This window comes from Streptomyces sp. NBC_01013 (assembly GCF_045162765.1).
Classification (GTDB): domain Bacteria; phylum Actinomycetota; class Actinomycetes; order Streptomycetales; family Streptomycetaceae; genus Streptomyces.
In genome coordinates this window covers 3,426,953-3,451,469 of sequence record NZ_CP108687.1, presented here as the reverse complement: position 1 = coordinate 3,451,469, position 24,517 = coordinate 3,426,953, and the positions used below count along the sequence as shown (strand labels likewise).

At 71.7% G+C, this 24,517-nt stretch carries 22 protein-coding genes and 1 pseudogene; 10 read left to right on the top strand and 13 right to left on the bottom strand.

Annotated features, from left to right (window positions below; all coding sequences use genetic code 11):
- Positions 1 to 13: 13 nt before the first annotated feature.
- The 4 genes from OG538_RS14775 to OG538_RS14760 form a co-directional block, all read right to left on the bottom strand.
- Entirely contained in the window at positions 14 to 697 is a 684-nt protein-coding gene (locus OG538_RS14775) for a GPP34 family phosphoprotein (protein WP_406093752.1), read from the bottom strand.
- The gene (fahA, locus tag OG538_RS14770) at positions 694 to 1,923 is read right to left on the bottom strand and encodes a fumarylacetoacetase (protein WP_406093750.1); all 1,230 of its coding nucleotides are present in this window, start codon (positions 1,921 to 1,923) and stop codon (positions 694 to 696) included. Before fahA ends, OG538_RS14775 begins: the two co-directional genes overlap by 4 nt.
- A gap of 150 nt (positions 1,924 to 2,073) precedes the next feature.
- Positions 2,074 to 4,068 carry a CocE/NonD family hydrolase gene (locus OG538_RS14765; protein WP_406093748.1) on the bottom strand — a complete coding sequence of 665 codons (1,995 nt, stop codon included), beginning with the start codon at positions 4,066 to 4,068 and terminating at the stop codon, positions 2,074 to 2,076.
- Positions 4,069 to 4,077: 9 nt separating this feature from the next.
- Positions 4,078 to 5,577 (bottom strand): peptide MFS transporter, encoded by a 1,500-nt coding sequence (locus tag OG538_RS14760; RefSeq protein ID WP_406093746.1) that lies wholly within the window; start codon positions 5,575 to 5,577, stop codon positions 4,078 to 4,080.
- Positions 5,578 to 5,733: 156 nt separating this feature from the next.
- On the opposite strand from OG538_RS14760, the gene OG538_RS14755 reads away from it, so the two are divergent.
- The 5 genes from OG538_RS14755 to OG538_RS14735 all read left to right on the top strand — a co-directional run bounded on the left by OG538_RS14755 (position 5,734) and on the right by OG538_RS14735 (position 10,917).
- The gene (locus OG538_RS14755; RefSeq protein WP_406093744.1) at positions 5,734 to 6,744 is read left to right on the top strand and encodes a polyprenyl synthetase family protein; all 1,011 of its coding nucleotides are present in this window, start codon (positions 5,734 to 5,736) and stop codon (positions 6,742 to 6,744) included.
- Between the two features lie 217 nt (positions 6,745 to 6,961).
- Positions 6,962 to 8,203, top strand: coding sequence for a LolA family protein (locus tag OG538_RS14750; RefSeq protein WP_406093742.1), 1,242 nt, complete (start codon positions 6,962 to 6,964; stop codon positions 8,201 to 8,203).
- A gap of 96 nt (positions 8,204 to 8,299) precedes the next feature.
- The gene (locus tag OG538_RS14745; protein WP_406093740.1) at positions 8,300 to 9,253 is read left to right on the top strand and encodes an ATP-binding cassette domain-containing protein; all 954 of its coding nucleotides are present in this window, start codon (positions 8,300 to 8,302) and stop codon (positions 9,251 to 9,253) included.
- Positions 9,240 to 10,130 carry an ABC transporter permease gene (locus tag OG538_RS14740; protein WP_406093738.1) on the top strand — a complete coding sequence of 297 codons (891 nt, stop codon included), beginning with the start codon at positions 9,240 to 9,242 and terminating at the stop codon, positions 10,128 to 10,130. The genes OG538_RS14745 and OG538_RS14740 overlap by 14 nt, the downstream gene beginning before the upstream one ends.
- 196 nt (positions 10,131 to 10,326) lie before the next feature.
- A complete protein-coding gene (locus OG538_RS14735) occupies positions 10,327 to 10,917 on the top strand; it encodes a TetR/AcrR family transcriptional regulator (RefSeq protein ID WP_406093736.1) in 591 nt (196 codons plus the stop codon).
- A 76-nt stretch (positions 10,918 to 10,993) separates the two neighbouring features.
- Here the strand turns inward: OG538_RS14735 and OG538_RS14730 are convergent, their stop codons facing one another.
- Complete coding sequence (locus tag OG538_RS14730; RefSeq protein WP_406093734.1) at positions 10,994 to 11,461, bottom strand: hypothetical protein; 468 nt, start codon at positions 11,459 to 11,461, stop codon at positions 10,994 to 10,996.
- A gap of 68 nt (positions 11,462 to 11,529) precedes the next feature.
- Positions 11,530 to 12,375, bottom strand: coding sequence for an HAD family hydrolase (locus OG538_RS14725; RefSeq protein ID WP_406093732.1), 846 nt, complete (start codon positions 12,373 to 12,375; stop codon positions 11,530 to 11,532).
- A gap of 177 nt (positions 12,376 to 12,552) precedes the next feature.
- On the opposite strand from OG538_RS14725, the pseudogene OG538_RS14720 reads away from it, so the two are divergent.
- Positions 12,553 to 12,746 (top strand): annotated as a pseudogene (locus OG538_RS14720) (hypothetical protein); the annotation flags it as partial.
- Between the two features lie 36 nt (positions 12,747 to 12,782).
- On the opposite strand, the gene OG538_RS14715 reads toward OG538_RS14720, so the two are convergent.
- Entirely contained in the window at positions 12,783 to 13,562 is a 780-nt protein-coding gene (locus OG538_RS14715; RefSeq protein ID WP_406100145.1) for an NAD(P)H-dependent oxidoreductase, read from the bottom strand.
- Positions 13,563 to 13,706: 144 nt separating this feature from the next.
- Here OG538_RS14715 and OG538_RS14710 point away from each other — a divergent pair, with 144 nt between their 5' ends.
- The 3 genes from OG538_RS14710 to rbsD all read left to right on the top strand — a co-directional run bounded on the left by OG538_RS14710 (position 13,707) and on the right by rbsD (position 16,072).
- On the top strand, positions 13,707 to 14,567 hold the full coding sequence (locus tag OG538_RS14710) for a helix-turn-helix transcriptional regulator (RefSeq protein ID WP_406100143.1): 861 nt from the start codon (positions 13,707 to 13,709) through the stop codon (positions 14,565 to 14,567).
- Positions 14,564 to 15,409 carry a class I SAM-dependent methyltransferase gene (locus tag OG538_RS14705; protein WP_406093730.1) on the top strand — a complete coding sequence of 282 codons (846 nt, stop codon included), beginning with the start codon at positions 14,564 to 14,566 and terminating at the stop codon, positions 15,407 to 15,409. The genes OG538_RS14710 and OG538_RS14705 overlap by 4 nt, the downstream gene beginning before the upstream one ends.
- Positions 15,410 to 15,682: 273 nt before the next feature.
- Entirely contained in the window at positions 15,683 to 16,072 is a 390-nt protein-coding gene (gene rbsD / locus OG538_RS14700; protein ID WP_406093728.1) for a D-ribose pyranase, read from the top strand.
- A 96-nt stretch (positions 16,073 to 16,168) separates the two neighbouring features.
- Here the strand turns inward: rbsD and OG538_RS14695 are convergent, their stop codons facing one another.
- The 5 genes from OG538_RS14695 to OG538_RS14675 form a co-directional block, all read right to left on the bottom strand.
- A complete protein-coding gene (locus OG538_RS14695) occupies positions 16,169 to 16,858 on the bottom strand; it encodes a class F sortase (protein WP_406093726.1) in 690 nt (229 codons plus the stop codon).
- Positions 16,855 to 18,387 carry a hypothetical protein gene (locus tag OG538_RS14690; protein WP_406093724.1) on the bottom strand — a complete coding sequence of 511 codons (1,533 nt, stop codon included), beginning with the start codon at positions 18,385 to 18,387 and terminating at the stop codon, positions 16,855 to 16,857. The genes OG538_RS14695 and OG538_RS14690 overlap by 4 nt, the downstream gene beginning before the upstream one ends.
- Positions 18,388 to 18,443: 56 nt before the next feature.
- The gene (locus OG538_RS14685; RefSeq protein ID WP_406093722.1) at positions 18,444 to 19,997 is read right to left on the bottom strand and encodes an FAD-dependent monooxygenase; all 1,554 of its coding nucleotides are present in this window, start codon (positions 19,995 to 19,997) and stop codon (positions 18,444 to 18,446) included.
- Between the two features lie 60 nt (positions 19,998 to 20,057).
- Positions 20,058 to 21,035: an EamA family transporter RarD gene (gene rarD / locus OG538_RS14680; RefSeq protein ID WP_406093720.1), complete on the bottom strand. Its 978-nt coding sequence runs from the start codon at positions 21,033 to 21,035 to the stop codon at positions 20,058 to 20,060.
- A 141-nt stretch (positions 21,036 to 21,176) separates the two neighbouring features.
- Complete coding sequence (locus OG538_RS14675; protein ID WP_406093718.1) at positions 21,177 to 22,037, bottom strand: SDR family oxidoreductase; 861 nt, start codon at positions 22,035 to 22,037, stop codon at positions 21,177 to 21,179.
- Between the two features lie 110 nt (positions 22,038 to 22,147).
- Between OG538_RS14675 and OG538_RS14670 the strand changes: the two genes are divergently transcribed.
- The gene (locus tag OG538_RS14670) at positions 22,148 to 22,543 is read left to right on the top strand and encodes a winged helix-turn-helix transcriptional regulator (RefSeq protein WP_406093716.1); all 396 of its coding nucleotides are present in this window, start codon (positions 22,148 to 22,150) and stop codon (positions 22,541 to 22,543) included.
- Positions 22,544 to 22,558: 15 nt separating this feature from the next.
- Here OG538_RS14670 and OG538_RS14665 read toward each other — a convergent pair whose 3' ends face one another.
- The gene (locus tag OG538_RS14665) at positions 22,559 to 24,517 is read right to left on the bottom strand and encodes an APC family permease (RefSeq protein WP_406093714.1); all 1,959 of its coding nucleotides are present in this window, start codon (positions 24,515 to 24,517) and stop codon (positions 22,559 to 22,561) included.

The window sequence follows — 24,517 nt, the reverse complement described above, 5'->3', positions numbered from 1 at the left end:
GGGCGCGGACACCTCAAGCCCCGCCGGCGCCCATCGTGAAGTTCCGCCGGCTCCCCCCGGACTCGTCCGACTTGTCCTGAACGACGTTGCGGCGCACCGCGTCGGCCGGCCACAGTTCGCGGACCAGCGACCGCATGGCCGAACGGCTTCGCCGCTCACCCCCGGTCACGTGCGGTTCGAGACCGGCAGCCGCGACGAGCGCGGCCAGCGCACGGCTGCGGTGGTCCGGGAATCCGGCTCGCTCGGCCGCCGTGAACCGCTCCCGGACCGCCCCCGCGTAGTTCTGCGGTCCGGCCGGGTGGCGGTGGTAGGGGAACAGGCCGAGGAAGCGGCGGGTCTCCCGGACCAGGATGCCGCGCTGCACCAGGGCCGCCAGATACATCTCCTGGGCCGGCCGTCCGGCGCGTCGGACCCAGGTCTTGGCCGGCACCCCCGAACGCGGCTTGTCTTTGCCCGGCGGCGGCAGGGTCCGCATCAGCGAGGCCAGCAGCGGATCGGACGGGTCCAGCGGGTTGGCCACCCGCACGTACGCGCGCTCTCCGGTGACCCGCCCCTGGAGCTCCAGCTCCGCCAGGGCCGCCCCGGCCATCGCGTACTCCAGGAAACGGACGCGGCAGTACGGTCGCCCGCGCTGCGGGTCCAGCGCGAGCAGCAGCAGTTCCTCGGGCAGCGTCGGGCCGGGCGGAGGCAGGGTCATGACGCGGGCACGATCCGTCCGGTGACCTCGCCGAGACCGACCCGGGTGCCGTGAGGACCCGGGGCCCAGGCCGTCAATGTCACCGTGTCGCCGTCCTCCAGGAACGTCCGCTTGCCCTCCGGGAGTTCGAGCGGGTCGCGCCCGTTCCAGGTGAGTTCGAGCAGGGAGCCCCGCTGGGCCGGTTCGGCGCCGCTGATGGTGCCGGAGCCGTACAGGTCGCCGCTGCGCAGCGAGGCGCCGTTGACCGTCATCTGCGCCAGTTGCTGGGCTGCCGTCCAGTACATGGTGGAGAACGGCGGCTCCGAGACGACCTGGCCGTTGATCGCGACGGAGAGCCGCAGGTCGAAGCCGCCGAGCTCCTCCTCGTCCGCGTCGTCGAGGTAGGGCAGAAGGGGGAGGTCGCGTGCGGGCGGCGCGGTCCTGGCGGCGTCCAGGGCGTCCAGCGGCGTCACCCACGCCGAGACGGACGTGGCGAAGGACTTGCCGAGGAAGGGGCCCAGCGGGACGTACTCCCAGGCCTGGATGTCCCGCGCCGACCAGTCGTTGAGCAGCGACAGTCCGAAGACGTGCTCGCGGAAGTCGGCCAGCGGCACGGCACGGCCCTGCTGCGAGCCGACGCCGACGACGAACCCGACCTCGGCCTCGATGTCCAGCTTGACGGACGGGCCGAAGACGGGGGCCGGGTCGGTGGGGGCCTTGCGCTGCCCCGACGGGCGCACCACGTCCGTGCCGGAGACCACGACCGTGCCCGCCCTGCCGTGGTAACCGATGGGCAGGTGCTTCCAGTTGGGCGTGAGCGCGTCACCGTCCGGGCGGAAGATCCGGCCGACGTTGGTGGCGTGGTGCTCGCTGGCGTAGAAGTCGACGTAGTCCGCGACCCGGTAGGGCAGGTGGAGCGTCACGGAGTCGACGGGGTGCAGCAGTGGCTCGATGTCCGCGCGGTGGGCCGGCACCGTCACCCAGGCGGTCAGCGCGCGGCGCACATCGCTCCAGGCGGTGCGGCCGGCCGCGAACAGGGCCATCAGGTCGGGCTGGGCCAGCAGTTGCGCATAGGGCGAACCCAGCGCGTGCGCGGCTGCCCCGGCGTCCAGCACATGACTGCCGATGCGGACACCGACGCGTCGCTCGCCGGGCCGGTCGGGCGTGGAGAAGACACCGTACGGAAGGTGGTGCGGACCGAAGGGATCGCCCTCGGTCACGTCGAGCGGGCTGCTCTGCTCGGGCATCGGTTGCTGCCTCGCTTTCCAGGTCGCTGTGGGGGACACGTTACGTGGGGGACATCCCCCGGCGGCAGTGACCCAACCATCCCCATTGACCGGAAAGTTCCGCCGTGTCCCCGCGTACGGGGAGGTACGCGGGGACACGGCGGTTCCCGTTCAGCCCGCCGTGCGCGGGATGCGCTTCTCCCAGGTCCGGTGGAAGACGACCTCGCCGCCCTCCTTGCAGACGACCTCGTCGGAGGTGACGAAGTCGTCGGCGTCGGCGGAGATCTCGGACCGCGTCTCGATCAGTACGTCCCAGGACATCTCCGGCCGGTGCAGCCGGACCGTCCAGTCGGAACGGGTGCGCGCGGAGAGCGGATCGCTCTCCTGGATCGTGTACGTCTCCACCGCGTCCTCGGTGAACTCCAGGCCGTCCGGGTAGACGCGCGTGCCGCCGTACCGCGGGTCCACCTCCATCCGCCACTCGCCCTTGGCGACGTCACGGACCACCAGCCGCTCGGGGCGCTGCTCGTCGAGCGTGACGGGGAAGACGACGCCGAGCGGCTCGGACTGCTCCGGCTCCTCGAAGCGGATCGAGGGGTCCTCCGTGTGCCGGCGCACCGGGAGTTCGACGAGGCTGCCGTCGGCGTCCAGTGTGAAGCCCGCCGAACCGGCCTGCGGCCAGATCCACGGCCAGTACGAGGAGGAGACCGCGAGCCGAATGCGGTGGCCGGGCGGGAAGGTGTGCCCGATGCCGTTCAGGTCGAAGGTGACGTCCTCGGTCTCCCCGGCCGGCCAGTCCTCGGTGCGGTCGCGTCCGTGGCGGGCGGCGAGGTTGAGGACGCCGCGGGTGACGAGCGTGGAGGAGCCGTCGGGGGCGACGTCGCAGAGCCGGGCGACGGCCTGGCCGCGCGGGACGTCCATCCGGATCCGCAGCCTCACCCGGGGGCGGCCCAGGATCTCGATCGGGGCGCCCTCGACGGGGAACTCGAAGCACACCGACTTGGCGTCCTCGTCACGCTGGTCGGGCGGCAGGTCGGCGTCGTTGCCGAACGGGAAGAACCGCCCGGCGTCCAGCCCGGTCTGCTGCGGCGAGTCGACGATCTGCGGCCCGCCCTGGAGGGCGTACGCGACCGGCGCGACGTTCTCCGAGGGCCAGCTCGTGTCCCCGACCCAGCGGCCGGGCAGCGTCTCGTAGACCGTGGCCGGCCGGTGCGACTCGCTGATCCAGGACCGCAGCAGCGGCTCCGCCATGACGCCGGTGTCCTCGTCCTTCAGATGCTGGTCCCACCAGCGCAGCGTCTCCTGGAGGAAGCCGATGCCGGGCCCGGGCGGCAGTCCGCGGTCGGGGTACTGGTGCGACCAGGGCCCGATGAGCCCCCGGACCTTCCCGGGGTCCAGGTGCTGGACGAGCCGGAGCACGGTGTCGCGGTACGGGTCGTGCCAGCCGCCGACCGCGAGGACACTGGCCTTGACCGCCGAGTAGTCCTCGCAGACGCTGCCGTGCTTCCAGTACGCGTCGCGCGTCTGGTGCGCCAGCCAGGTGTGGATGAAGGGGTCCACGGCTTCGAGGCGGTTCAGCCACATCTCCCGCCAGTCGTCGCCGACGTCCGCCGGGTCCGGCGGCCGGCAGACGAAGGCCAGCATGGTCGCCGCCCAGGCGTGCATGTCCACGGCGAGGACCGAGCCGCCCATGTAGTGGACGTCGTTGTCGTACCGGTCGTCGGCCGAGCACACGGTGACGATCGCCTTCAGCGGCTCCGGGGCGAGCGCGGCGATCTGGAGCGAGTTGAACCCGCCCCACGAGATGCCGAACATGCCCACCCGGCCCGAGCACCACTCCTGCTGCGCCAGCCAGTGGATGACGGCGACCCCGTCCGCGAGCTCCGTGGCGTCGTACTCGTCGCCCGGCATCCCCTCGCTGTTGCCGTGCCCGCGCACGTCCACCCGGACCGAGGCGTAGCCGTGGCCCGCGTACCAGGGATGGCGCTGCCAGTCGCGCGGCGCGGTCCAGTCGCTCAGCCGGTAGGGCAGGTACTCCAGCAGCGCGGGCACGGGTTCGTCCGTGACCGGCCGCCAGATCCGGGCGTACAGCTGGGTGCCGTCCGGCAGCGGGATGTAGAGGTCCTCGCGGGCCGTCTCGTACGGGAACGCGGTCTGGATGTGCATGGCGGTACCTCAGTGGACGGGGTGCATGGTGCGCCTGAGCCAGGGTGCGGCGGCGATGACGGCCAGGCCGGCCGCCACGGCGATGGCGCCATTGACACCGAAGTAGGCGGGGTTGGAGACCTCGCCGTACAGCTTCACGATCTGTGCCTGGATGCCGTTGGCGAGGGCCAGGGAGAGGAACCAGAGCGCCATCGTCTGGCTGGCGAACGCCTTCGGGGCGAGCTTCGTGGTCGCGGACATGCCGGACGTCTCCAGCAGCACGTCACCGAGGCCGAGCAGCAGGTAGGAGCCGACGATCCACCAGGCGGCCATCTTGTAGGTGTCATCGGAGTGCCCGGAGGTGGGCAGGACCATGAGCAGGAACGAGAGCCCGCCGAGGATCACCCCTATCGCGATCTTGTTGGACGCGTGCGGCTGCCGGGGCCCCATCTTCGCCCACACGGCGGCGACCACCGGGGCCAGCGCCACCTCGAAGGCGCCGAGCGCCGAGGCGTACCAGCTCGACGGGAAGTGGAAGCCGAAGATCTCGGTGCGGGCGTTGGTCGACGCGAGCAGGATCATCGTCGAGTACGCCTGGAAGAGGATGAAGTTGAAGACGACCGAGGCCAGGAACAGCACCACGTACGGACGCAGCCGGCCGCGCTCCTCCGCGGTGACCCGGGGACTCCTGAACATCACCGCGAAGTACACGACCGGAGCGATCACGGAGACGAGGGTGAGCAGGTCGACGAAGCGGTCCATGGTCAGCCAGCCCGCCAGGGCCAGCGCGGTGGCGGCGGCGGCGACCACGACGAAGCCGACGACGATGAGCCGGATCGCCCGGCGCATGGGCCCGGGGGCCAGGGCGAACTCGGCGGCGCCCTTTCGCCCGGCCAGGTGACGGCGGCCCAGGACGTACTGGATCAGGCCGAGCGTCATGCCGAAGGCGGCGGCCGAGAAGCCCCAGTGCCAGCTCGCGTGGTCACCGAGCCAGCCGGTGACGAGCGGGCCGAGGAACGCGCCGATGTTGATGCCCATGTAGTAGAGGGCGAATCCGGCGTCGCGGCGCTCGTCCTCGGTGCGGTAGAGCTTGCCGACCATGGTGGCCACATTGGGCTTGAGCAGGCCCGTTCCGGCACTGATCAGGCCCAGGCCGACCCAGGTCATGACGTCGGTGGGGACCGCCATGGCGTAATGCCCGCACGCGATCAGGATGCCGCCGTACAGGACGGCGCGGTACGAGCCGAGGATCCGGTCGGCCAGCCAGCCGCCGGCCACGGAGACCAGGTAGACGAGGGTGCCGTACGCGGCGGAGACGGAGGCGGCGGTGCCGGCCTCCATTCCCATGCCGCCGTTGGCGACCGTGTCGGCGAAGTAGAGGACCAGGATCGCCTGCATGCCGAGGAACGAGAACCGCTCCCACACCTCCAGGCCGGACAGGGTCATCAGACCCCGCGGCTGGCCGAAGAAGGCATGGTCGTCGCCCGGAGGGGGCTGGGCCGGCTCGGTGTCTGCGGCGGCGTGGGACAAAGGGACAACTCCTGATCGTATGAGCTGATCCCGAACATACCGGCGGTGGCGGGAAGGCGCCCACGGTGATCCAAAGGGGACCGGATACGCTGACTTGAGTGATGACAGCGACACATCGACATTCCGTGTGATCGTCAGCAGACAGGAGATCCCCTCGTGACCGTCGTCGGGCCGTTCGGACTGAGCGTGCGGGACCAGGCTCTTGAGGCCGGTGTCCAGGCCGGTTTGGCTGCTGTCGAGTCGGGGCTGCTCGATGCCACCAAGAGCGAGGTGCCCTTCATCACGGAGGCCGCGCAGCACTTGGTGCGGGCAGGCGGCAAACGGTTCCGGCCCCTGCTGGCGATGCTCGCCGCCCAGTTCGGTGACGCCGACGCCCCGGGCGTGGTGCCCGCCGCCGTGGTCGTCGAGCTGACGCACCTCGCGACGCTGTACCACGACGACGTGATGGACGAGGCCGACGTACGGCGCGGAGTCGACAGCGCCAATTCCCGCTGGGGCAACTCGGTGGCCGTGCTGACCGGCGACTTCCTCTTCGCGCGCGCGTCGCACATCCTGGCCGACCTCGGCCCCGAGGCCGTCCGCATCCAGGCCGAGGCGTTCGAGCGCCTGGTCACCGGCCAGATCCTGGAGACCGCCGGTCCGCGCGACGGGCGCGACCCGGTCGAGCACTACCTCGACGTGATGCGCGGCAAGACCGGATCGCTGATCGCCGTCGCCTGCCGCTTCGGCGCGATGATGTCCGGTGCCGACGAGACGGCGACCGACATCCTCACCCAGTACGGCGAGCGCCTCGGCGTCGCCTTCCAGCTCGCCGACGACGTCCTCGACATCGCCTCCGACTCCCACGAGTCCGGCAAGACCCCCGGCACCGACCTTCTCGAAGGCATCCCGACCCTGCCTGTCCTCCACCTGAGGGCGCAGGCCGCGGCCGACGGCAAGCCGGACGACGTGGAGCTCGTCGAGCTGCTGGACGGCGATCTGAACGAGCCCGGCAGGCTCGACGAGGCGCTGCGCCGGCTGCGTGCCCACCCGGCGCTCGAACAGGCACGACGCGACACGGTGCGGTACGCCCAGGAGGCGCGGGCCACCCTGAAGCCGCTGCCGTCCTGCTATGCCAAGGACGCGCTGGAAGAGATGTGCGACGCCGTGGTGCACCGCGCGGGCTGAGAGCCCGTCCGCCCGACCCCTACGGGACGGCGGAGAAACACCCCCGCGGTGTCATCCCGGAGAGGTACGCGGAGTTGCTCCCGCGGGCTGACGCCTGGAGCCGCCCGATTTGGTCAGATGGAGAACAACCACTCCTGACCAAAACGGGTGAGAATGGCGGCACGGAGTGGACGAGTGCATCCGGACGGAAGCCGCCGACCACGGAGGTAGGGCACAGATGGCACCGAACGACAGCGCAGGCACCAACGGCACGGCAGCGCCCGGAACCAAGGGCGCCGAAGCGGGCCGCCGGAAGGCGGTGCGCTACATCGTCCCGGTCGCGGTGGCGGGAGTGGCGGCCGCGACGATCGGGCTGGTCCCGGCGCTCGCCAGCTCGGGGGACCCCGATCTGCCGAAGATCACCGCGCAGGAACTCATCGAGAAGATCGCCGCCTCGGACACGCAGCAGCTCTCCGGCACGGTGAAGATCAGCACCGACCTCGGCATCCCGTCGATGGGCGGCCTGGCCGGCTCCTTCCTCCCGGACGGGGCGGGCGACAAGGGCTCGGCGAGTGCCGATCCGCAGACGAAGCTCACCGAACTGGCCTCCGGCACGCACACCCTCCGGGTGGCCGCCGACGGCCCCGACAAGCAGCGGGTGTCCATCCTGGACAACGCGTCCGAGTACAGCCTGATCCACGACGGGGACCAGGTCTGGGCGTACGACAGCGAGTCCAACGCGGTCTACCACGCACAGGACCGGGCCGGGGGCAGCACCGGGAAGGGCGAGCACCGGGCCGCCCCCGACGGCGTACCCACCACCCCCAAGGCCCTGGCCGAGCAGGCGCTGAAGGCCGCCGACGGCACGACGTCCGTCACGGTCGACGGCACCGCGCAGGTCGCCGGACGCGACGCGTACCGGCTGGTCCTCAAGCCCGAGCAGAGCGGCTCCACGATCGGCTCGATCACGGTCGCCGTCGACGCCGAGAACGGCGTGCCGCTCAAGTTCACCCTGCAGCCCAGCAGTGGTGGCAAGGCGGCGATCGACGCCGGGTTCACCTCCGTCGACTTCGAGAAGCCCGACGCCTCCTCGTTCTCCTTCACCCCGCCCAAGGGCGCCGAGGTGACCGAGGCGGACGAGGCCGAAGACCACGGGAAGGCCGCCGGCAAGGCTGCCGAGGAGGCGAAGGGCGACCTGAGCGCCTTCGAGGGCATGAACGTGATCGGCGAGGGCTGGAACAGCATCGCCGAGATCAGGACCCCCGGCGGGGCGGCCCTCCCGTCGAAGGCGTCGGGTGACGTGCCGGCCGAGGCGCAGCAGTTCCTGGACGCACTCGGGGACAAGGTCACCGGAAAGTTCGGCTCGGGCACGGTCTTCAAGACCCGCCTGGTCAACGCACTGATGACGGACGACGGCCGGGTGTACGTCGGCGCGGTCACCAAGGACGCGCTGGTGAACGCGGCGAACGACGCCGGCTGACACCACGTCGTACACCGTCTCGCGCACCGGCCCCGCCCCGCCCCGCCGTAGCCTCCGTACGGCAGGGCGGGGCGGACGCGATCTGGGGAGAAGAACATGACAGGGGCCGACACCGCGCCCGTGATCGAGACCCGGGGTCTCACCAAGCGCTACCGGGGCGGCCAGCTCGCCGTCGACGGGCTCGATCTCACGGTCCCCGGAGGCAGCGTCTTCGGTTTCCTCGGACCCAACGGCTCCGGGAAGACCACCACGATCCGGATGCTGATGGGCCTGATCGATCCGACGTCCGGCACCGCGACCGTCCTGGGGCAGCCCATGCCCGGCGCGGCCCGCACGGTGCTCCCGCACGTCGGTGCGCTGATCGAATGCCCCGCGCTGTACGGGTTCCTGAGCGGCCGGGACAACCTCGTGCGCTACGACCGCGCCGACCCCACCGCCGATCCCCGCACCCGGAGCGCCCGTGTCGGAGACGCCCTGGAGCGGGTGGGGCTGGCTGCCGCGGCCGGCAAGAAGGCCCGGGCCTACTCGCTGGGCATGAAGCAGCGGCTCGGCCTGGCCGCCGCCCTGCTCCGGCCCCGCCGGCTGCTCGTCCTGGACGAGCCGACCAACGGCCTGGACCCGCAGGGCATGCGGGAGATCCGCGCCCTCGTCCGGGAGCTCGCCGCCGAGGGCACCACGGTCTTCCTCTCCTCCCACCTCCTGGACGAGATCGAGCAGATCTGCACCCACGCGGCGGTCATGGCCCGGGGCCGGCTGATCACCCAGGGACCCGTCGCGGAGCTCGCCGCGGGCACCCTCGGCCGGCTCGTCGTCACCACGCCGGACCCGGCCGACGCCGCCCGCATCCTGAAGGAGCACGGCATCACCGGCATCACCCTCGACGGCGACCGGGTGGGGGCCGAAGCCCCGGCCGGTTCCGTCGAGCTCGCGGATCTCAACGCCGCCCTGGTCCACGGCGGCATCCGGGTCCGGTCCTTCGGCGTCGAACGGGCCTCGCTGGAGGACGCGTTCGTCGCACTCACCGGAGAGGGATTCGATGTCGCAGGCTGAACTCGCACCGGCCGGGGCCACCACGGCCCGGCGCAACCCGCTGTGGACGCTGGGCATCCTGCGCTCCGAACTGACCACCACCCTGCGCCGATGGCGCACCCTCGCCCTGCTCGGCGTGCTGGCCGCCGTCCCCGTGCTGATCGGGATCGCGGTCCGCATCGAAACCGCCGACGGTTCGTCGCCCGGGGGTGGTGAGGGCGGCGGAGGGCCCGCGTTCCTCTCCCAGGTGACCAACAACGGCCTCTTCCTGGTCTTCGCCTCCCTCGCCGCGACCCTCCCGGTCTTCCTCCCGATGGCGGTGGGCGTCATCGCGGGGGACTCGATCGCGGGCGAGGCCAACGCGGGAACGCTGCGCTACCTGCTGGTCGCACCGGCCGGCCGCACCCGCCTCCTGCTGGCCAAGTACGCCTCCACCCTGGCCTTCTGCCTGATCGCGACCCTCGTCGTGGCGGCCTCCGCCCTGGCCGTCGGCGCGCTGCTCTTCCCCGTCGGCGACGTCACGACGATCTCCGGGACCCGGATCGGCTTCGGCGAAGGACTGCTGCGCGCGGGACTCGTCGCGGTGGCGGTCGCGGCGTCACTGACCGGCTTCGCGGCGCTCGGGCTCTTCGTGTCGACCCTCACCAACAGCGGGATCGCGGCCATGGCGGCGACGGTCGGCGTGCTGATCACCGTACAGATCGTGGACACCATTCCACAGCTGAGCGGGGCCCACCCCTATCTCTTCCCGCACTACTGGCTGTCCTTCTCGGACCTGCTGCGCGAGCCCGTCTACTGGGACGAGCTGCTGAAGAACCTGGAGCTGCAGGCGCTGTACGCGGCGGTGTTCGGCTCGGCGGCCTGGGCACGCTTCACGGCGAAGGACATCACCGCCTGACGGGGGCGGCACCGGCACCCGTACCGTCGGCCGGCGAGCCGTCCCCCGATCGGCTCGTCGCGGCACGAACGGCACGAACGGTGCGAAGGCAAGGAACGAGCCGACACGGTACGTTCCGTTTCCCGCCTGAGCATTGTTCGACTTCTGGCGACGGACTGTCAACAAGGATTGGCTCGAACAGACCTATGCTCACCGAATGATCACATCGCCGAGTTCGCGGCGCCGGAGCGAGAGCTCACGCAGGGCGACGCTGGAGGCCGCCCTCGACCTCTGCACGGAGAAGGGATACGGCCGCGTCACGGTCGAGGCCATCGCGGCCCGGGCCGGCGTCAGCAAGAAGACGATCTACCGCTGGTGGCCGTCGAAGAGCGCGGTACTGCTGGAGGCGTTCACGGAGGCACTGGTCACCGCCACCCCGTTCTCCGACACCGGCGACATCGCCACGGACCTGCGTGCCCACGTGACGGGCGCGGTGAGATTCCTCGCCGAACCGCCCTTCGGCCCCGCGTACGCCGGAATACTCTCCGAGCTCCACCATGACGACGCCCTGGCCGAAACGGTCCGCACGCAACTGATCGATCCCCGCTTCGAGGCGGCGGTCGGCCGGCTGCGCAGCGCTCAGGAGCAGGGCCAGATCCCGCCCGGTGCCGATCTCCGGCTGGCAGTGGAGATGCTCTACGGACCGGTCTACTACCGCCACGTCCTGCGCAAGCCGATGCAGGACGCGGAGACGGTCGCCGCCCTGGTCGGCCATGTGCTGCGGTCGCTGGGGGCCGGGGAGGGCTGAGGGGAGAGCGTCCGCCGGTGCCCGGCATCCCCGCCGGACGGCGTGAGCGCGGTGCCGGGGGCCGGGCACCTGCGGCCTACTCGTCGGCCCTGTCCAGGCGCCACCCCACCATGCCCGTGGCTCCCGCGAGCCCGTCCCCGTCGATCCGCAGGGTGGACGCCGATGCCGTGAAGCGTTTCCGGAGCGCCACGCCGTCACACGCCACGGTCCGGCGAACGGGGGATCCGGCCGCTACCGAGAGGCTGATGCTGCCCCTCCCCTCGCAGGCGACCGACAGCGTGTACGCGTGCCCCCGTGCCAGATCCGGCCGCGTGTGGAAACCGTCCCCGACACGTTCGAGGCCGGCTTCCACGAACAGCGGACCGGCGGCGCTGTCGTCGGCCGTGTCGAGGACGTCCTCGACACGCCTGCCCAGCTCCTCGTCGGCAGTGCCGGACGCCCCTGCGGCGTGCGGGCGTTGCCGGGCCGGACTGCTCGCCGGGGCGTCCGGCGCTTCGGAGTCGGTCGTGCATCCAGCGAGCAGAGCGACGGACCATGCGCACACGAGGAGGGCGAGCGTCCGGCCCGCACGGCATGGTGCCTTCCCCATGGAAGCGGGAGGCCGGGGAAGGGTCATGCAGACCTGGGGGTCGGCGTCGCCAGGGACGCTTCGCACGCGAACACCCGCTCCAGGACCACTGCCACCCCGTCCTCCTCATGGGACAGCGTCACCTCGTCCGCCGCCGCCAGAAGAAGCGGATGGGAGTTGGCCATCGCCACTCCGTATCCGCAACTGCGGAACATCGGCAGATCGTTGGGCATGTCCCCGAAGGCGATCGCGGTCGCCGGATCCAGCCCCAGGTGCCCGGCGGCGAGCGCGATCCCGGTGCCCTTGTCGACGCCGTACGGCTGGAGCTCGACGGTCCCCGGGCCGGACAGCGTGACGGTGGCCAGATCCCCGACGGCGGCGTGGGCGGCGGAGGCCAGCGCTTCGTCGTCCAGTTCCGGGTGCCGGATCAGTACCTTGATCACCGGTGCAGCCCACAACTCGTCCCGGTGGAGCACCCGATGGGCCGGCAGAGCGGGGTGCGGCATGAGGTAGCCCGGCTCGATCAGGGTCCGGCCGTCGGGCCCGTCCTGATCCACCGCCGCGAAGACCTGCCCCACCTGCGCCTCTATCTTGCCCAGCGCGGCGGCTGCCAGTTCCCGGTCCAGACCGACCGCGCGGATCATGCGCCCGGTCCCGGCGTCGTAGAGCTGCGTTCCCTGCCCGCAGACGGCCAGGCCCCGGTACCCCAGACCATCGAGCAACTCCCTCACCCCCGGGACCGGGCGGCCGGTGACCACCAGGTGGCGGGCTCCGGCGGCGGCCGCGAGGCCGAGGGCGGAGCGGGTGCGGGGGCTCACGGTGTCGTCGCGGCGCAGCAGGGTGCCGTCCAGGTCCGTGGCGACGAGGGCATGTGCGGGCGGGAGGGGCATGGGTCAAGCCTAGGGAGATCCGAGTTCCGCTGTGTGGCGCTGACCTGCGGCGATGGTCCGGCCCTGGGGTGGCGGTTCGGAGAGGTCAGGGCGTAACAGGAGGAAAGGTGCTGACCGCCTGCCGGCCGGGTGTCGGGCGCGGACGGGAGGCTCCGGGCAGGCACCTGGCGTTCCGCCATGCCACCGTCTGCCGTTCCACAGCAACAAGGCCCCCCGCAGCCCCCGCCCTCCGGCGCACTCGTCGTGGACACCGCGCGTGGTGACCGCGACCGAGTGGGGGAGTTCCGAGGAGTCGCCGGCCCCTACTGGACGCTTCGCCCGGCCAGGGCGGCCCGGAGTGGGAGGCGCTCCCCGAGCACGTCCGCCCGGCTACGCCCGCCCCCCGTACGGCTGCTGCCGCTCGGTGTTCAGCCGCGCACGTGGAGTCCGAAACCCGTGCGGCCGGCGGGCTCCAGCCCTTCCTTGAGGTGCAGGGAGGGGATCTCGTACTCGCCGGAGTTCTGGGGCCGGAACGCGATCGGTTCCGTCGACTCCAGGGTCAGCAGGCGCTGTTCCCACGCCTTGGCGGCGTCCGGGAAGTCCTCGCCGCTCATCCGGTCGGTGCCGTAGAGGACGAACGGCGGCAGTACCTCGATGCCCGGGTAGTAGAGGATGCCGTGCTGGATCGGGAACAGCAGGTCGTCGATGGGGCCGTTGATACCGCGAGCCGCGTAGTGCGACTCATGGCCGCCGACCGTCACCGACAGCAGGGCCCTGCGGCCGGCGAGGGTGCCTTCGCCGTAGCGCTCGCCGTACTTGATGTCGCTGTGCTCGCCGACCCCGTACGCGAAGTGGAAGGTGAAGACCCGGTCCACCCAGCCCTTGAGGATCGCGGGCATCGAGTACCACCACAGCGGGAACTGGAAGATGATCGTGTCGGCCCACAAGAGCTTCTCCTGCTCGGCGCGAACGTCCGGGGAGAGCGTCCCGGCGTCGAAGGCCCTGCCCGAGTCCCGGCCGACGCTCAGCGGGTTCGAGGCGTCGGGACCGTAGTCGGAGGCGTCCACGACCGCCTTCCAGCCCATCGCGTACAGATCGCTCACCCGAACCTCGTGGCCGGCGGCCTCCAGGGTGGACACCGCGAGGTCCTTCAGCGAGCTGTTGAGCGACTTCGGTTCCGGGTGGGCGTGGACGATCAGCGTCTTCATGGGAACTCCTTCGGGAAGGTCGGCTGCCTTCGATTCAAGGCGTTCCGGCGCCCGGCGTTCAGGGGCGCGTCTTCCGTCGGACCGGACTTCCTGGTATTGGCAGGGCCACCTTCGCGGGGCGGCGCTGTGGCCATACTGGAGGGCATGGACGATCTCGCGGGCTTTCTGCGGACCCGGCGTTCCCGGGTCGATCCGGCGGCCGTCGGCATCCCGACCGACAGCCGTCGCAGAGTCGAAGGGCTGCGCCGTGAGGAGGTCGCCCACCTGTCCGGGGTCAGCGTCGACTACTACGTACGCCTGGAGCAGGGTCGTGCGACCCAGCCGTCCGCCCAGGTCCTCGACGCGCTCGCCCGCGTCCTCGGCCTCGACGACACCGAGTGCGAGCACCTCCACCGGCTCGCCCGGCAGTGCCGCCGCCGCGCGAAGGTGCCGGGCGGGCGGGTCCGGCCGGAGGTGCTGCGGGTCCTCGATCTGGTCGTCGACGCACCAGCGATGGTCATGGACCACCGGCTGGACGTCCTCGCCGGGAACCGCCTCGCCGGGCTTCTCTACGGTCGGCCGATGCCGGGCCTGAACACCGCCCGGCACCTCTTCCTGGAGGAGGCCGAGCGCGGTTTCTACGCGGACTGGGAGACCTGCACCCTCGACGCGGTCGGGCACCTGCGGCTGGCCGCCGGTACGTATCCCGACGATCCCCGCCTCGCCTCCCTCATCGGTGAACTGGCGATGGGCAGCGAGCGTTTCCGCCGGCTCTGGGCCCGTGCGGATGTGCGCGCCCGCACCCATGGCCGCAAGGCGTTCCAGCACCCGCTGGTCGGGCTGCTGGAACTGCACCAGGAGAACTTCGCGCTGCCCGGCGAGGGCGGGAGGGAGTTGCTGGTGCTGTCGGCGCCCCCGGGCAGCCCGGCCGAGGACGGGCTGCGTCTGCTCGCGGGCCTGGACGCGGAGGGCGGTGCCGGGCATCCGGCGGTGAACCCGAAGCGTCCTGCCACACTGCGGACATGAACGGACACCTTCCCGACGACAACTCTCCCGACGACGCGCTCAGCGTGAACCGTGCCTTGTGGGACGCCCGGGCCCGTACGCATGGCACGACTCCCAACGACCTTCTCTACGACGTCGATTCGTTCCTGGCGGGCCGGCAGACGCTCTACGGGATCGAGCGGGAGCTCGCCGGCGATGTGACCGGACAGGATGTGCTGCATCTGCAGTGCCACTTCGGTATGGACACGCTCAACTGGGCTCGTCTGGGTGCCACGGTCACCGGGGTCGATTTCTCGTCGACGGCGGTCGCCCGGGCGCGTGAGCTGGCCGAACTCGCTGGGCTGAAAGCCGAGTTCATTGAGGCGGACACACAGAGCCTGCCGTCCGGCCTGGCGGCCAGGTTCGATCTGGTGATCGCCACCTACGGGGTGCTGTGCTGGATCGGGGACCTCGACGCGTGGATGCGCGGTGCGGCGATGGCACTGCGACCGGGTGGGAGGCTGGTCCTGGTCGACCTGCATCCCGCCTACCAGACCCTGGCCAGCTACGAGCCCCTCGTGGCCGACTGGCCGTACGGCGGAGGAGAGCCCCAGCGGGAAGTCATCACGGACACCTATGCGGACCCGGACCATCCGATGGCCGCGCAGGAGGTGGTCGAGTACCCGCACTCGGTGGGCGAGATCGTAACAGCGGCGGCCGGGTCCGGATTGACCGTCGACCGGCTCGTCGAGCACACCGAGGCCGAGATCCCCGGGCGCCGCATCCTGCCCCAGGGGCCCGACGGCATGCGGCGGTTCCCGTTCGGTGACACGTATCTCCCGATCCTCTACTCGCTCCGAGCGCGATCACCCCGGGCGAGCTGACCCGGGCGGGCACTGCCCAGCCTTTCGCGGCGTGGGCTCTCGGCCACCCGTAGGTTCCGCACGGCTCGGGCAGCCCGCCTGGGCGGGTGGCGCGGCTCCGTACACGGGGCGGGCACCCTGTTCGCGGCCCTCGCCAGGCGGCCCTCGCCTGGCGGTTCGGCCTCGGCGAGAGCCTCGTCGACGCGGCCCGGTACGTGGTGCGGGTCGGTGCCGCCGGCGTCACCCGGCCGGGGCGCAGGAGTCGTACCCGACCGCCGCGGAGGTGGCGGCCCCGTGAAGCGGTCCGGCATCCTCAACCGGCACCTGGCGGGCGCGCCGGCCGAACTCGGCCATGGCGACGAGGTGCTCGTCTGCGACGCGGGCATGCCGATCCCGCCCGGCCCGCGCGTGGTCGACCTGGCCTTCCTGGCCGGGGTCCCGCCCTTCGCCGAGGTCCTCGACGGGCTCCTCGACGAACTGGTGGTGGAGGGCGCGACGGCGGCCGAGGAGGTCCGCACCGCCGCGCCCGGCACGGACCGGCTGCCCGCCGGCCGGCTGCCCGGGCTGGAACATGTCGGCCACGAGGAGCCGGAGGCCCGCACGGCCGGGGCCCGGCTGGTGGTGCGCACCGGCGAGGCGACGCAGTACGCCAACGTGTCCCTGCGGTGCGGGGTCTTCTTCTGATCCGTGATGTCCGTACGCCCGGGAGCCGGCTCCCACCTGTGTGGCCCCCTCGTACACCGCACGAGGGGGCCGCACAGGCGTTCGGGGCGACCGCGCTCAAGAGCCGTGAGGGAGGACGTTCTCACTCGGCACGGTGGATCGCGGAGACTGGACCGACACCAGCCGGGCGAAGGCCACCACGTTCGACTGGTAGCCGCCCGCGTCCGGGTCGTAGGCGCCTCCACAGGTGAGCAGGCGCAGTTGCGCGTCCTTCGTCGGGCCGTAGACGCGGGTGCTCGGGAAGTCGCTCTTCTCGAACTCCTCGATCGCGTAGATGCGGAAGGTCGCCGCCTTGCCGTCCGCGCGGCGCACGTCGACGCGCGTGCCGGGGCGCAGTGTGTCGAGCCCGGCGAAGGCGGCCGGGCCGGTGGGCGTGTCGACGTGGGCCACCACGATCGCGTTGCCGGGGGTGCCCGGGGTCACCCCGTCCCGGTACCAGCCCGCGAGATTGCGCTCCGCCGGGTCGGGCACGCCGAGCTTGCCCCGGCTGTTCAACGTCAGGTCCACCAGGGGCGCGCTGACGTGGAGGGCGGGGATGTCGACACGGACAGGGCGCGCGGCCGGCAGGGGTGCCGTCGTCGTGGACGGGGCGCCGGACCGGGGGGCGGCGGACGTGCCCGGCTCCGTCAGCGGTGAGCCCAGGAGCAGGACGAGTGCCGCCGCGGCGGCCGGGAGCAGCCCGGCCGCCGCGATCAGGCGCGGGAACCGCCGTCGTGGAGGCCGTTCCCGCGTGGTGCGCGTGCTCAACCGCGTCGGCGCCGGACGGTGCGGAGCCCGCCGAGAGCGGCGCCAGCCGCTGCCAGCAGCCCGGCCGCCAGACCCATACCGGCGAGGCCGGTCGATCCGCTGCTGGTCAGGGCCGTGGAGCCGTCGCCGGCGTCGACCGGACCGTTGGGCATCGGGCCGCTGCCGTGACTCCCGCCGCTGCCGCTGCCGCTGCCGCTGCCGTGGCTTCCGCCGTTGCCGTTGTTGTGGCCGCCACCCCAGTGGCCGCCGCCGTTCCCGTTCCCGTTCCCGTGGCCGTTCCCGTTGCCGTGGCCGCCGGACGGGGTGGGCTTGGGGTGGTGCGGGCGGGTGGGGCTGGGCGACGGGCTGGGCTCGACGTCCTGCGCGGTGATCCGGGTGCGCTCCGTCGCGCTGACGCCTGTGCGCTGCGGACCGTCGACGCCGGAGATGGTGACGGTCAGTTCGGTCGTCACGTCGAGCGGACCCGTGGGCGCGCCCTCGGCGGCGGCGAGGGTGAAGGCGGCACCGGCCTTTCCGCCGGGCTCCAGCGTGCCGCCGGCCCTGAGGTTGGTCCGCAGTTCGCCGGTGAGCGTCCCGTCCGTGCCCTGGGTCAGGGGGACTTCGGAGCCTTCGGACATGACGGTCAGCTGGTTCGCCCGGAGGCCGGCCGGTCCCTTGAGCGTCAGGTGGGTGCCGATGCCGGGGTACTGCGGTCCGTCGGCCGGGTCGGTGTAGGAGGCGTCGGCCGGACGGGGGCCGTCGCCCGCCTCGATCTCTTCGGGGACGGTGAGCGCGGCCGTCGCGCGGCCGGTGACGGCGAAGTCCCAGATGGTGCCCTTGGCGGTGATGTTGTCGACGTAGGTGTTGAGCGTGCCGTTCGCAGCGCCGAGCCGGCCGATGTTGGCGATCACTCCGTACGCCCCCTCGCACTCCGCGACGAAGTGCGACAGCGGGGCGCTACCGCCCGCAGGGATGCCGACCACGGCGTTCGAGGTCCGCATCACCGAGTCCGCGGTGAAGCGGTACTTCTGCCAGGTGTCCGGCTTCAGCGCGTCGCCCTGCACGTCCGTGTTGCTGCCAGGTTCGAACGACAGGGTGGTGAATCCACCGCAGGATGCCGGGAGTTGCAGGTTGGCCCCGATGTTGGTGACGGTGGAGCCCTCGGTCGCGGTGTAGGCCCAGTACGAGATGCCCGCGTCCAGCAGCGGCTTCATGGGCTCGGGCGTCCAGGTCCCGTTGAAGTAGTGGGCGGCCTGGGCCTGCTCGCCGGCGCCGATGGCGAGGTGCAGGCTCCCGTTCAGGTGGACCGGGTCGGGCTTCGGGGAGACCTCCTGGATGCCGGGGTCCCGGCCGGGGGTCGTCTCCTGGAGCCTGAACCAAGGGCCCGTCGGGCCGAGGCCCGACGGGTGGACGGTCTGCACGGTGTCGTCCGCGCCCGCGGTGGGGGCGATCCCGCAGGCGAGGAGCGTCAGAGCGGAGAGGGCGGCGGTGGTGGTGGCGGTGCGCAGGAGCGTCCGTGACGTCCCGGAGGTGCGCGGAGGTCGGGTCATAAGTGTGAGGAAAATATAAACTGCGTGTCAGTGAGTGGTGACCCGCCGTGACATTCTCAAGCTCGCTCCAATGCCGCAGCGTTCACGTAGTCCGGGACTGCCCGCAGGTCTTCGGGCGGGGTGATCAGTCCGACGTGGTTGTCCGGGCGGATCAGGACCAGGATGTTCTCGCCGGGTCCGATGCCGTACGCGGTGCGGGCGTGACCCTGGTCGTCGGCCAGGCCGTGCGTGCCCCCCGCGTCCACCCCGTACGCCAGTAGTTCGCCCTCGTGCGCCGCCGACGCGTCCCGCAGCGCGGGAGCCGTGCCCGCGCCGAAGCCGAGCAGGGTGAAGTGCGGTCCGGCGAAGGCCTCGAACAGCCGGCGGGGGGCGCCGGTGGCCACATCGCGGCAGGGGGCGTCCGGGGCGCGATCGCCCGCCCGCAGCCGGGACGTGGCGCCGAGGCGGGCCAGGGAGCTCCAGCGGTAGCCGTCACCCAGGCCGTCGGTGCGCGGCGCGACCGCCGTGTCCAGCCCGCCGCCCGGCTCCTTGATCGCCTCCAGCGTGGCCCGCAACCGCTCCGCGCTGAGGTTCAGGACATCGGCCGCGACGGGCAGCCGCTCCTCCTCGTACGTGTCGAGCAGAGCCGGACCGGCCTGCCCGGCGGCGACCCGGGCGAGCTTCCAGCCGAGGTTGTACGCGTCCTGGATGCCGGTGTTCATGCCCAGCCCGCCCGCGATCGAGTGCACGTGCGCGGCGTCGCCCGCCAGGAACACCCGGCCCACCCGGTAGCGGTCCACCATGCGCTCGTTGACCCGGTACGTGGAGAGCAGCGTGGCCTGCGAAAGCTGGTCGCCGGGCAGGCCCGTGTGCTTGGCGAACAGTCGCTGGAAGCTCTCCAGCGACGGGGGTACGGGGGCGCCGGAGGTGTCCGTCTCGGGACCGGCCTGGAACCACCAGCCCGACCGTGTGCCGGGGATCGGGCACAGCATCACGGCGCCGTCCTCGTCGAACCACTGGTGCCAGAAGCCGCGGTCCGGCCCCTGGGCCTCGACGTCGCCGCAGACCATCATCCGGGCCTCGTCCGTCTTCCCCTCGAACGGGATGCCCAGCAGCTTGCGCACCGTGCTGTGGCCGCCGTCGCAGCCGACGACGTACCGCGCCTCGATGCCCGGGAGGCCGTCGGCCGTAGTGGCGGTCACGGAGGCGGCGTCCTGGGCCAGCCCCACCAGCTCGACGCCGAGCTCGACCCGTACGCCGTACGTCGCGAGCCGCTCCCGCAGGACCTCCTCCAGTCGCCATTGGGCGATCATCCGGGGCCGGTCGTAGGGGGAGTCCGGCGTCGGGCGGGCGTCCGCGAAGGGGGTGGCGTCGGCGATCGCCACTCCGTCCCGGTACTTGCGCATCGGCATCGGCGCGGACCCGGCGGCCAGCACCTCGTCGACGACGCCGAGGTCCTCAAGAACCTCCAGGGAGCGCGGATCGGGGCCCTTGGCCCGAGAGCTGCGCGGGAAACGCGGGCTCTTGTCGATGATGCGTACGTCGACGGCCCGCCGGGCGAGATCGATGGCCAGGGTCAGTCCGGTCGGGCCGGAGCCGACGATCAGCACGGTGGTCGGGGATGTGGGCACAGGTGCTCCTCGGTTGCGTGTCCGTGGCCCCAGGGAAACGCAACTGAGTTAAAAAAGCAACTAGGTAACGATCCGGGTCGTGGCGGGGGCCTCTGTCCCCGCCGGCGCTGCCTGCTTCGCCGCGGCCAGCCGTGCGGCCTGTGCCTGCGCCCGTGTGCGCCGTGACGTCCGCAGCGCGTCCCAGGTCAGCAGGGTGAGAGCCAGCCAGACCAGCGCGAAGCCGGCCCACCGCTCCGGGGGCATGGCCTCGTGGAAGTAGACGATTCCGAGAACGAACTGGAAGACCGGTGCCAGGTACTGCAACAGGCCGAGCGTGGAGAGCGGCACGCGGATCGCAGCCGCCCCGAACAGCACCAGCGGGACGGCGGTCACCAGGCCGGTCGCCGCGAGCAGTGCCGCGTGGCCGGCGCCGCCGGAGAGGAAGGTCGAATCGCCCTGTGCGCCCAGCCACACCAGGTAGCCGAGCGCGGGCACGAACAGCACCGCGGTCTCGGCGGTGAGCGACTCGAGGCCGCCCATGTTGACCTTCTTCTTCACCAGGCCGTACGTCGCGAACGAGAAGGCCAGGACCAGTGAGATCCACGGCGGCTGCCCGTAGCCGATCGCCAGGACGAGCACCGCCGCGACGCCCGTGCCGACCGCCACCCACTGGGCGGGGCGCAGCCGTTCGCCGAGAAGCAGGACGCCCATGGCGATGGTGACCAGCGGATTGATGAAGTAGCCGAGGGAGGCCTCGACGACGTGCCCGTTGTTCACGGACCAGATGTACAGGCCCCAGTTGACGGTGATCACGGCCGCCGCGACGGTGATCAGCCCCAGCTTCTTCGGCTGCCGGATCAGTTCGCCGATCCAGGCCCACCGACGCAGGGCGAGCAGGGCGACGCCGACGACGCCGAGGGACCAGACCATGCGGTGGGCGAGGATCTCGACCGCCCCGGACGGCTTCAGCAGGGGCCAGAAGAGCGGGACGATCCCCCACAGCCCGTAGGCCGCCACGCCGGACAGGAGTCCTGCCCGCTGTTCGTTCGTACCCTTCACGGGTCCCTCCTGGCAGGTGTCCGTCGACGACTCCGTCGACCTGACGAAGGTAGCGCCGACGGGCCCCGGTGTCATTGCCGTATCGCCAGACGGTCATGACACCGGGCCGGGCCCTGCCGCGGGTCTCCTGTCGTGTCCGGACTACCGCGCGGCCGCCGCGGCGGCCACGGTCTCCGCGAGCGGCGTCGTCGGCCGGCCGATCAGCCGGGCCAGGTCGCCGCCGGTGTGGGCCAGTCGCCCGCGCCGGACCGCCTCGTCCACGTCGACCAGGATCGCGGCGAAGCCCTCGGGCACACCGGCGCCGACCAGGATCTCCTGGTGCACGGCGGCCGGGACGTCCTTGTGGACGATCTCCTTGCCGAACGCCCTGGAGACCTCCGCCGCGTACTCCGCGAACGACCACGCGACGTCACCGCTCAGCTCGTAGACCGCGCCCAGGTGACCTTCGCCGGTCAGGACGGCCGCGGCCGCGGCGGCGTAGTCGGCGCGGGTGGCCGAGGCGACCCTGCCCTCACCCGCGTTGGCCACGACGGCCCCGTGGGCCAGGACGGGGGCCAGGTTCGCGGTGTAGTTCTCCGTGTACCAGCCGTTGCGCAGGAACGTGTACGGCAGGCCCGAGTCGAGGATCAGCTGCTCGGTCACCTTGTGCTCGGCCGCCAGCTGGAAGTCCGCCTCGGGGCCGCCGAGGATGCCGGTGTACGCGAGCTGGGCCACGCCCGCCGCCTTGGCCGCGTCGATGACCGAGGTGTGCTGGGCGACACGGCTGCCGACCTCGCTGCCCGAGATGAGCAGCACCCGGTCACCGGTCCGGAAGGCGTCGGTCAGCGTTTCGGGCCGGTTGTAGTCGGCGATCCGGAGCTCGACGCCGCGCGCGGCGAGGCCGGCGGCCTTCTCCTTGTCGCGGACGACGGCGGCGATATCACTCGCGGGGACCGTGGTCAGCAGCTGCTCGACGACGAGGCGGCCGAGCTCTCCAGTGGCTCCGGTGACGACGATGCTCATGGGGTGTTTCTCCTCTTCGGGGGCTCATGGTCCTGTTCATGCGCTCTGTTGCTCACCCTAAGGGCGACACTAACTAAACGAAAGTACCCACTTTGAAGTAAGGTACTGGCATGAGAGTAAGCAACATGGAGCGACGGCCCGACCTGCGGGAGCCGATGTGCCCCTCCCGGCTCGTCCTCGAACACGTCACCAGCCGATGGGGTGTTCTGGTGCTCGCCGCCCTGCTGGAGCGTTCGTACCGCTTCAGCGAACTGCGCCGCGAGGTCGGTGGCGTCAGCGAGAAGATGCTGGCGCAGACCCTTCAGACCCTGGAGCGCGACGGCTTCGTGGACCGGGATGCCAAGCCGGTGATCCCGCCGCGCGTGGACTACGCGCTGACCGGGCTCGGCAGGGAGGCCGCGGAGCAGGTGTGGGCCCTGGCTCGCTGGTCGGAGCGGAGCCTGGAGGCGGTGGACGCGGCGCGCGCGGCGTACGACGCGCGCAAGGAGGTCCGAGCCTCCGCCTGAGCGGCGCGCCCGGGGTCAGGCCCCGGTCCGGTCCCTGTGCCGCTCCTCCAGCGCGCGCAGCTCCCGCGAGACGTCGAACGGCAGGATCGTCACCACCACGTGGGGCAGCCGCGCCAGCGCCTTCGCCAACTTCTCGCCCGTGCCCCGGTGCAGCATCTTGCCGAGTGCGTTGCTGTACGTACGCCGGGGCACCAGGACCGTCACCCAGGTCTCCCCGTCCTGCGTGGACCGGTACGCGAGGTCCTCCATCGCATGGCGCAGCCGGCGGTCCGGGCACTCCACCAGTTCCAGGGCCACGGAGGTGGCGGCCGTCGTCTCCCAGCGGGCGGCCAGGCGCCTGGCGTGCCCCTCGTCGATGGCGAAGTGCACCGCCCGGATCTCGTCGGGGCGCATCTCGTGGGCGTACCGAAGGGCCTTCAGAGTCGCGAGGTCGAGCGCCTCGACGAGGACCATGACCAGATGGTGGCGGAAGGCCACCCGGTCCGCCCCCGGGGCCTGGATGGCCTGGAGCACGGCGGCCTCGCGCCGGTACTCGCGGTTGATCCGCGTCAGTGCCCACACCCCGAGCGGGAAGATCACCACGACCAGCCAGGCGCCCTCGGTGAACTTGGTGATCGCGAAGATCAGCACAACGGCGGCCGAGGTGGCCGCGGCGAGCGCGTTGAGCACGATCTTCGGCCTGCGGTAAGGCTCCCGGCGTCGCAGGTGGTAGACCGCCAGCCCGGCCCCCGCCATGGTGAAGGCGGTGAACACGCCGATCGCGTACAGCGCCACCAGCTTGTCCACGCTGGCGCCGGTCACCAGAAGCAGCGCCAGCGAGACGACGGTCAGCGCGATGATTCCGTTGGAGAACGCGAGGCGGTGCCCGCGTCGGGTCAGCACGCGCGGCAGGAAACGGTCCTCGGCGACGAAGCTCGCGAGATGGGGGAAGCCCGTGAACGGTGTGTTGGCGCCGGTGTAGAGGACCAGCGCGGTCGCCAGCTGTACGAAGACCAGTCCGGCCGTGCCGAGGGCCCCGGTCCCGAAGGCCAGATGGGCCTCCTGCGCGATGACCGTCGGCGTGCCGTCCGTGTACGGGACGGCGTGGGTGAAGTGCGCCAGCGTGGAGACGCCGAGCACGAGGACACCGAGGATCACACTCATGGTGAGGAGCGTGCGACGGGCGTTGCGGCCCTGGGGCTCGCGGAACGCGGAGATGCCGTTGGAGATGGCTTCGAGGCCGGTGAGGGACGAGCCGCCGTTGGCGAACGAGCGCAGCACGATGAAGAGCGACGCGCCGTAGAGCCAGCCGTCGTCCGGGGTGCCCAGCGGCACGACACCGGGGGCGTGCAGATCGGCGTGCGGCAGGCCGCCCGTGAAGCCGCGCAGTGCGGAGACGAGCAGGACCAGGCCGATGGCGGCCATGAACAGATAGGCGGGCAGCGCGAAGAGCCGGCCCGCCTCGCGGACCCCGCGCAGATTCCCGTACGCGAGGATCACGATCACGGCCACGGAGACCGGGAGCTGGAGATGGTCCAGCCCGGTGAACCCGCCCCCGGCCAGATGGGCGAGCGAGATGAGGGCGTTCGTACCGGCCGAGACCTGCACGGCAACGGTCACGATGTAGTCGACGAGCAGGGCCACGGCGGCGATCTGCGCGACGTTCGGCCCGAAGTTCTCCCGGGCCACGACGTACGACCCGCCTGCCCGGGTGTAGATCGTCACCACGTCGCTGTAACAGAGCGTCAGCAACAGCAGGACCAGCAGGATCGCGAACGTGACGGGCATGAGCAGCGTGAAGGCGGCGGCGCCGATGACGGGCACGAGGACCCGGAGCATCTCCTCGGGCCCGTACGCGGACGAGCTGATGCAGTCGGAGGCGAGCACCCCGAGCGCCGTCCGGTTGTCCAGCTTCTCGTCGCTGATGTGCTCGGTGGTCAGCGGCCTGCCGAGCAGTCGTCTCTTGATGCGGTACGCCGGACGCTCCAGGGCCAT

Bases quoted from the DNA above. Each gene is read 5' to 3' on its own strand.
- fahA (WP_406093750.1), bottom strand. From the start codon at position 1,923: ATGCCCGAGCAGAGCAGCCCGCTCGACGTGACCGAGGGCGATCCCTTC.
- OG538_RS14765 (WP_406093748.1), bottom strand. From the start codon at position 4,068: ATGCACATCCAGACCGCGTTCCCGTACGAGACGGCCCGCGAGGACCTC.
- OG538_RS14750 (WP_406093742.1), top strand. From the start codon at position 6,962: ATGGCACCGAACGACAGCGCAGGCACCAACGGCACGGCAGCGCCCGGA.
- OG538_RS14725 (WP_406093732.1), bottom strand. From the start codon at position 12,375: ATGCCCCTCCCGCCCGCACATGCCCTCGTCGCCACGGACCTGGACGGC.
- OG538_RS14690 (WP_406093724.1), bottom strand. From the start codon at position 18,387: ATGACCCGACCTCCGCGCACCTCCGGGACGTCACGGACGCTCCTGCGC.
- OG538_RS14675 (WP_406093718.1), bottom strand. From the start codon at position 22,037: ATGAGCATCGTCGTCACCGGAGCCACTGGAGAGCTCGGCCGCCTCGTC.
- OG538_RS14740 (WP_406093738.1), top strand. From the start codon at position 9,240: ATGTCGCAGGCTGAACTCGCACCGGCCGGGGCCACCACGGCCCGGCGC.
- OG538_RS14710 (WP_406100143.1), top strand. From the start codon at position 13,707: ATGGACGATCTCGCGGGCTTTCTGCGGACCCGGCGTTCCCGGGTCGAT.
- OG538_RS14745 (WP_406093740.1), top strand. From the start codon at position 8,300: ATGACAGGGGCCGACACCGCGCCCGTGATCGAGACCCGGGGTCTCACC.
- OG538_RS14775 (WP_406093752.1), bottom strand. From the start codon at position 697: ATGACCCTGCCTCCGCCCGGCCCGACGCTGCCCGAGGAACTGCTGCTG.
- OG538_RS14715 (WP_406100145.1), bottom strand. From the start codon at position 13,562: ATGAAGACGCTGATCGTCCACGCCCACCCGGAACCGAAGTCGCTCAAC.
- OG538_RS14665 (WP_406093714.1), bottom strand. From the start codon at position 24,517: ATGGCCCTGGAGCGTCCGGCGTACCGCATCAAGAGACGACTGCTCGGC.
- OG538_RS14705 (WP_406093730.1), top strand. From the start codon at position 14,564: ATGAACGGACACCTTCCCGACGACAACTCTCCCGACGACGCGCTCAGC.
- OG538_RS14670 (WP_406093716.1), top strand. From the start codon at position 22,148: ATGAGAGTAAGCAACATGGAGCGACGGCCCGACCTGCGGGAGCCGATG.
- OG538_RS14735 (WP_406093736.1), top strand. From the start codon at position 10,327: ATGATCACATCGCCGAGTTCGCGGCGCCGGAGCGAGAGCTCACGCAGG.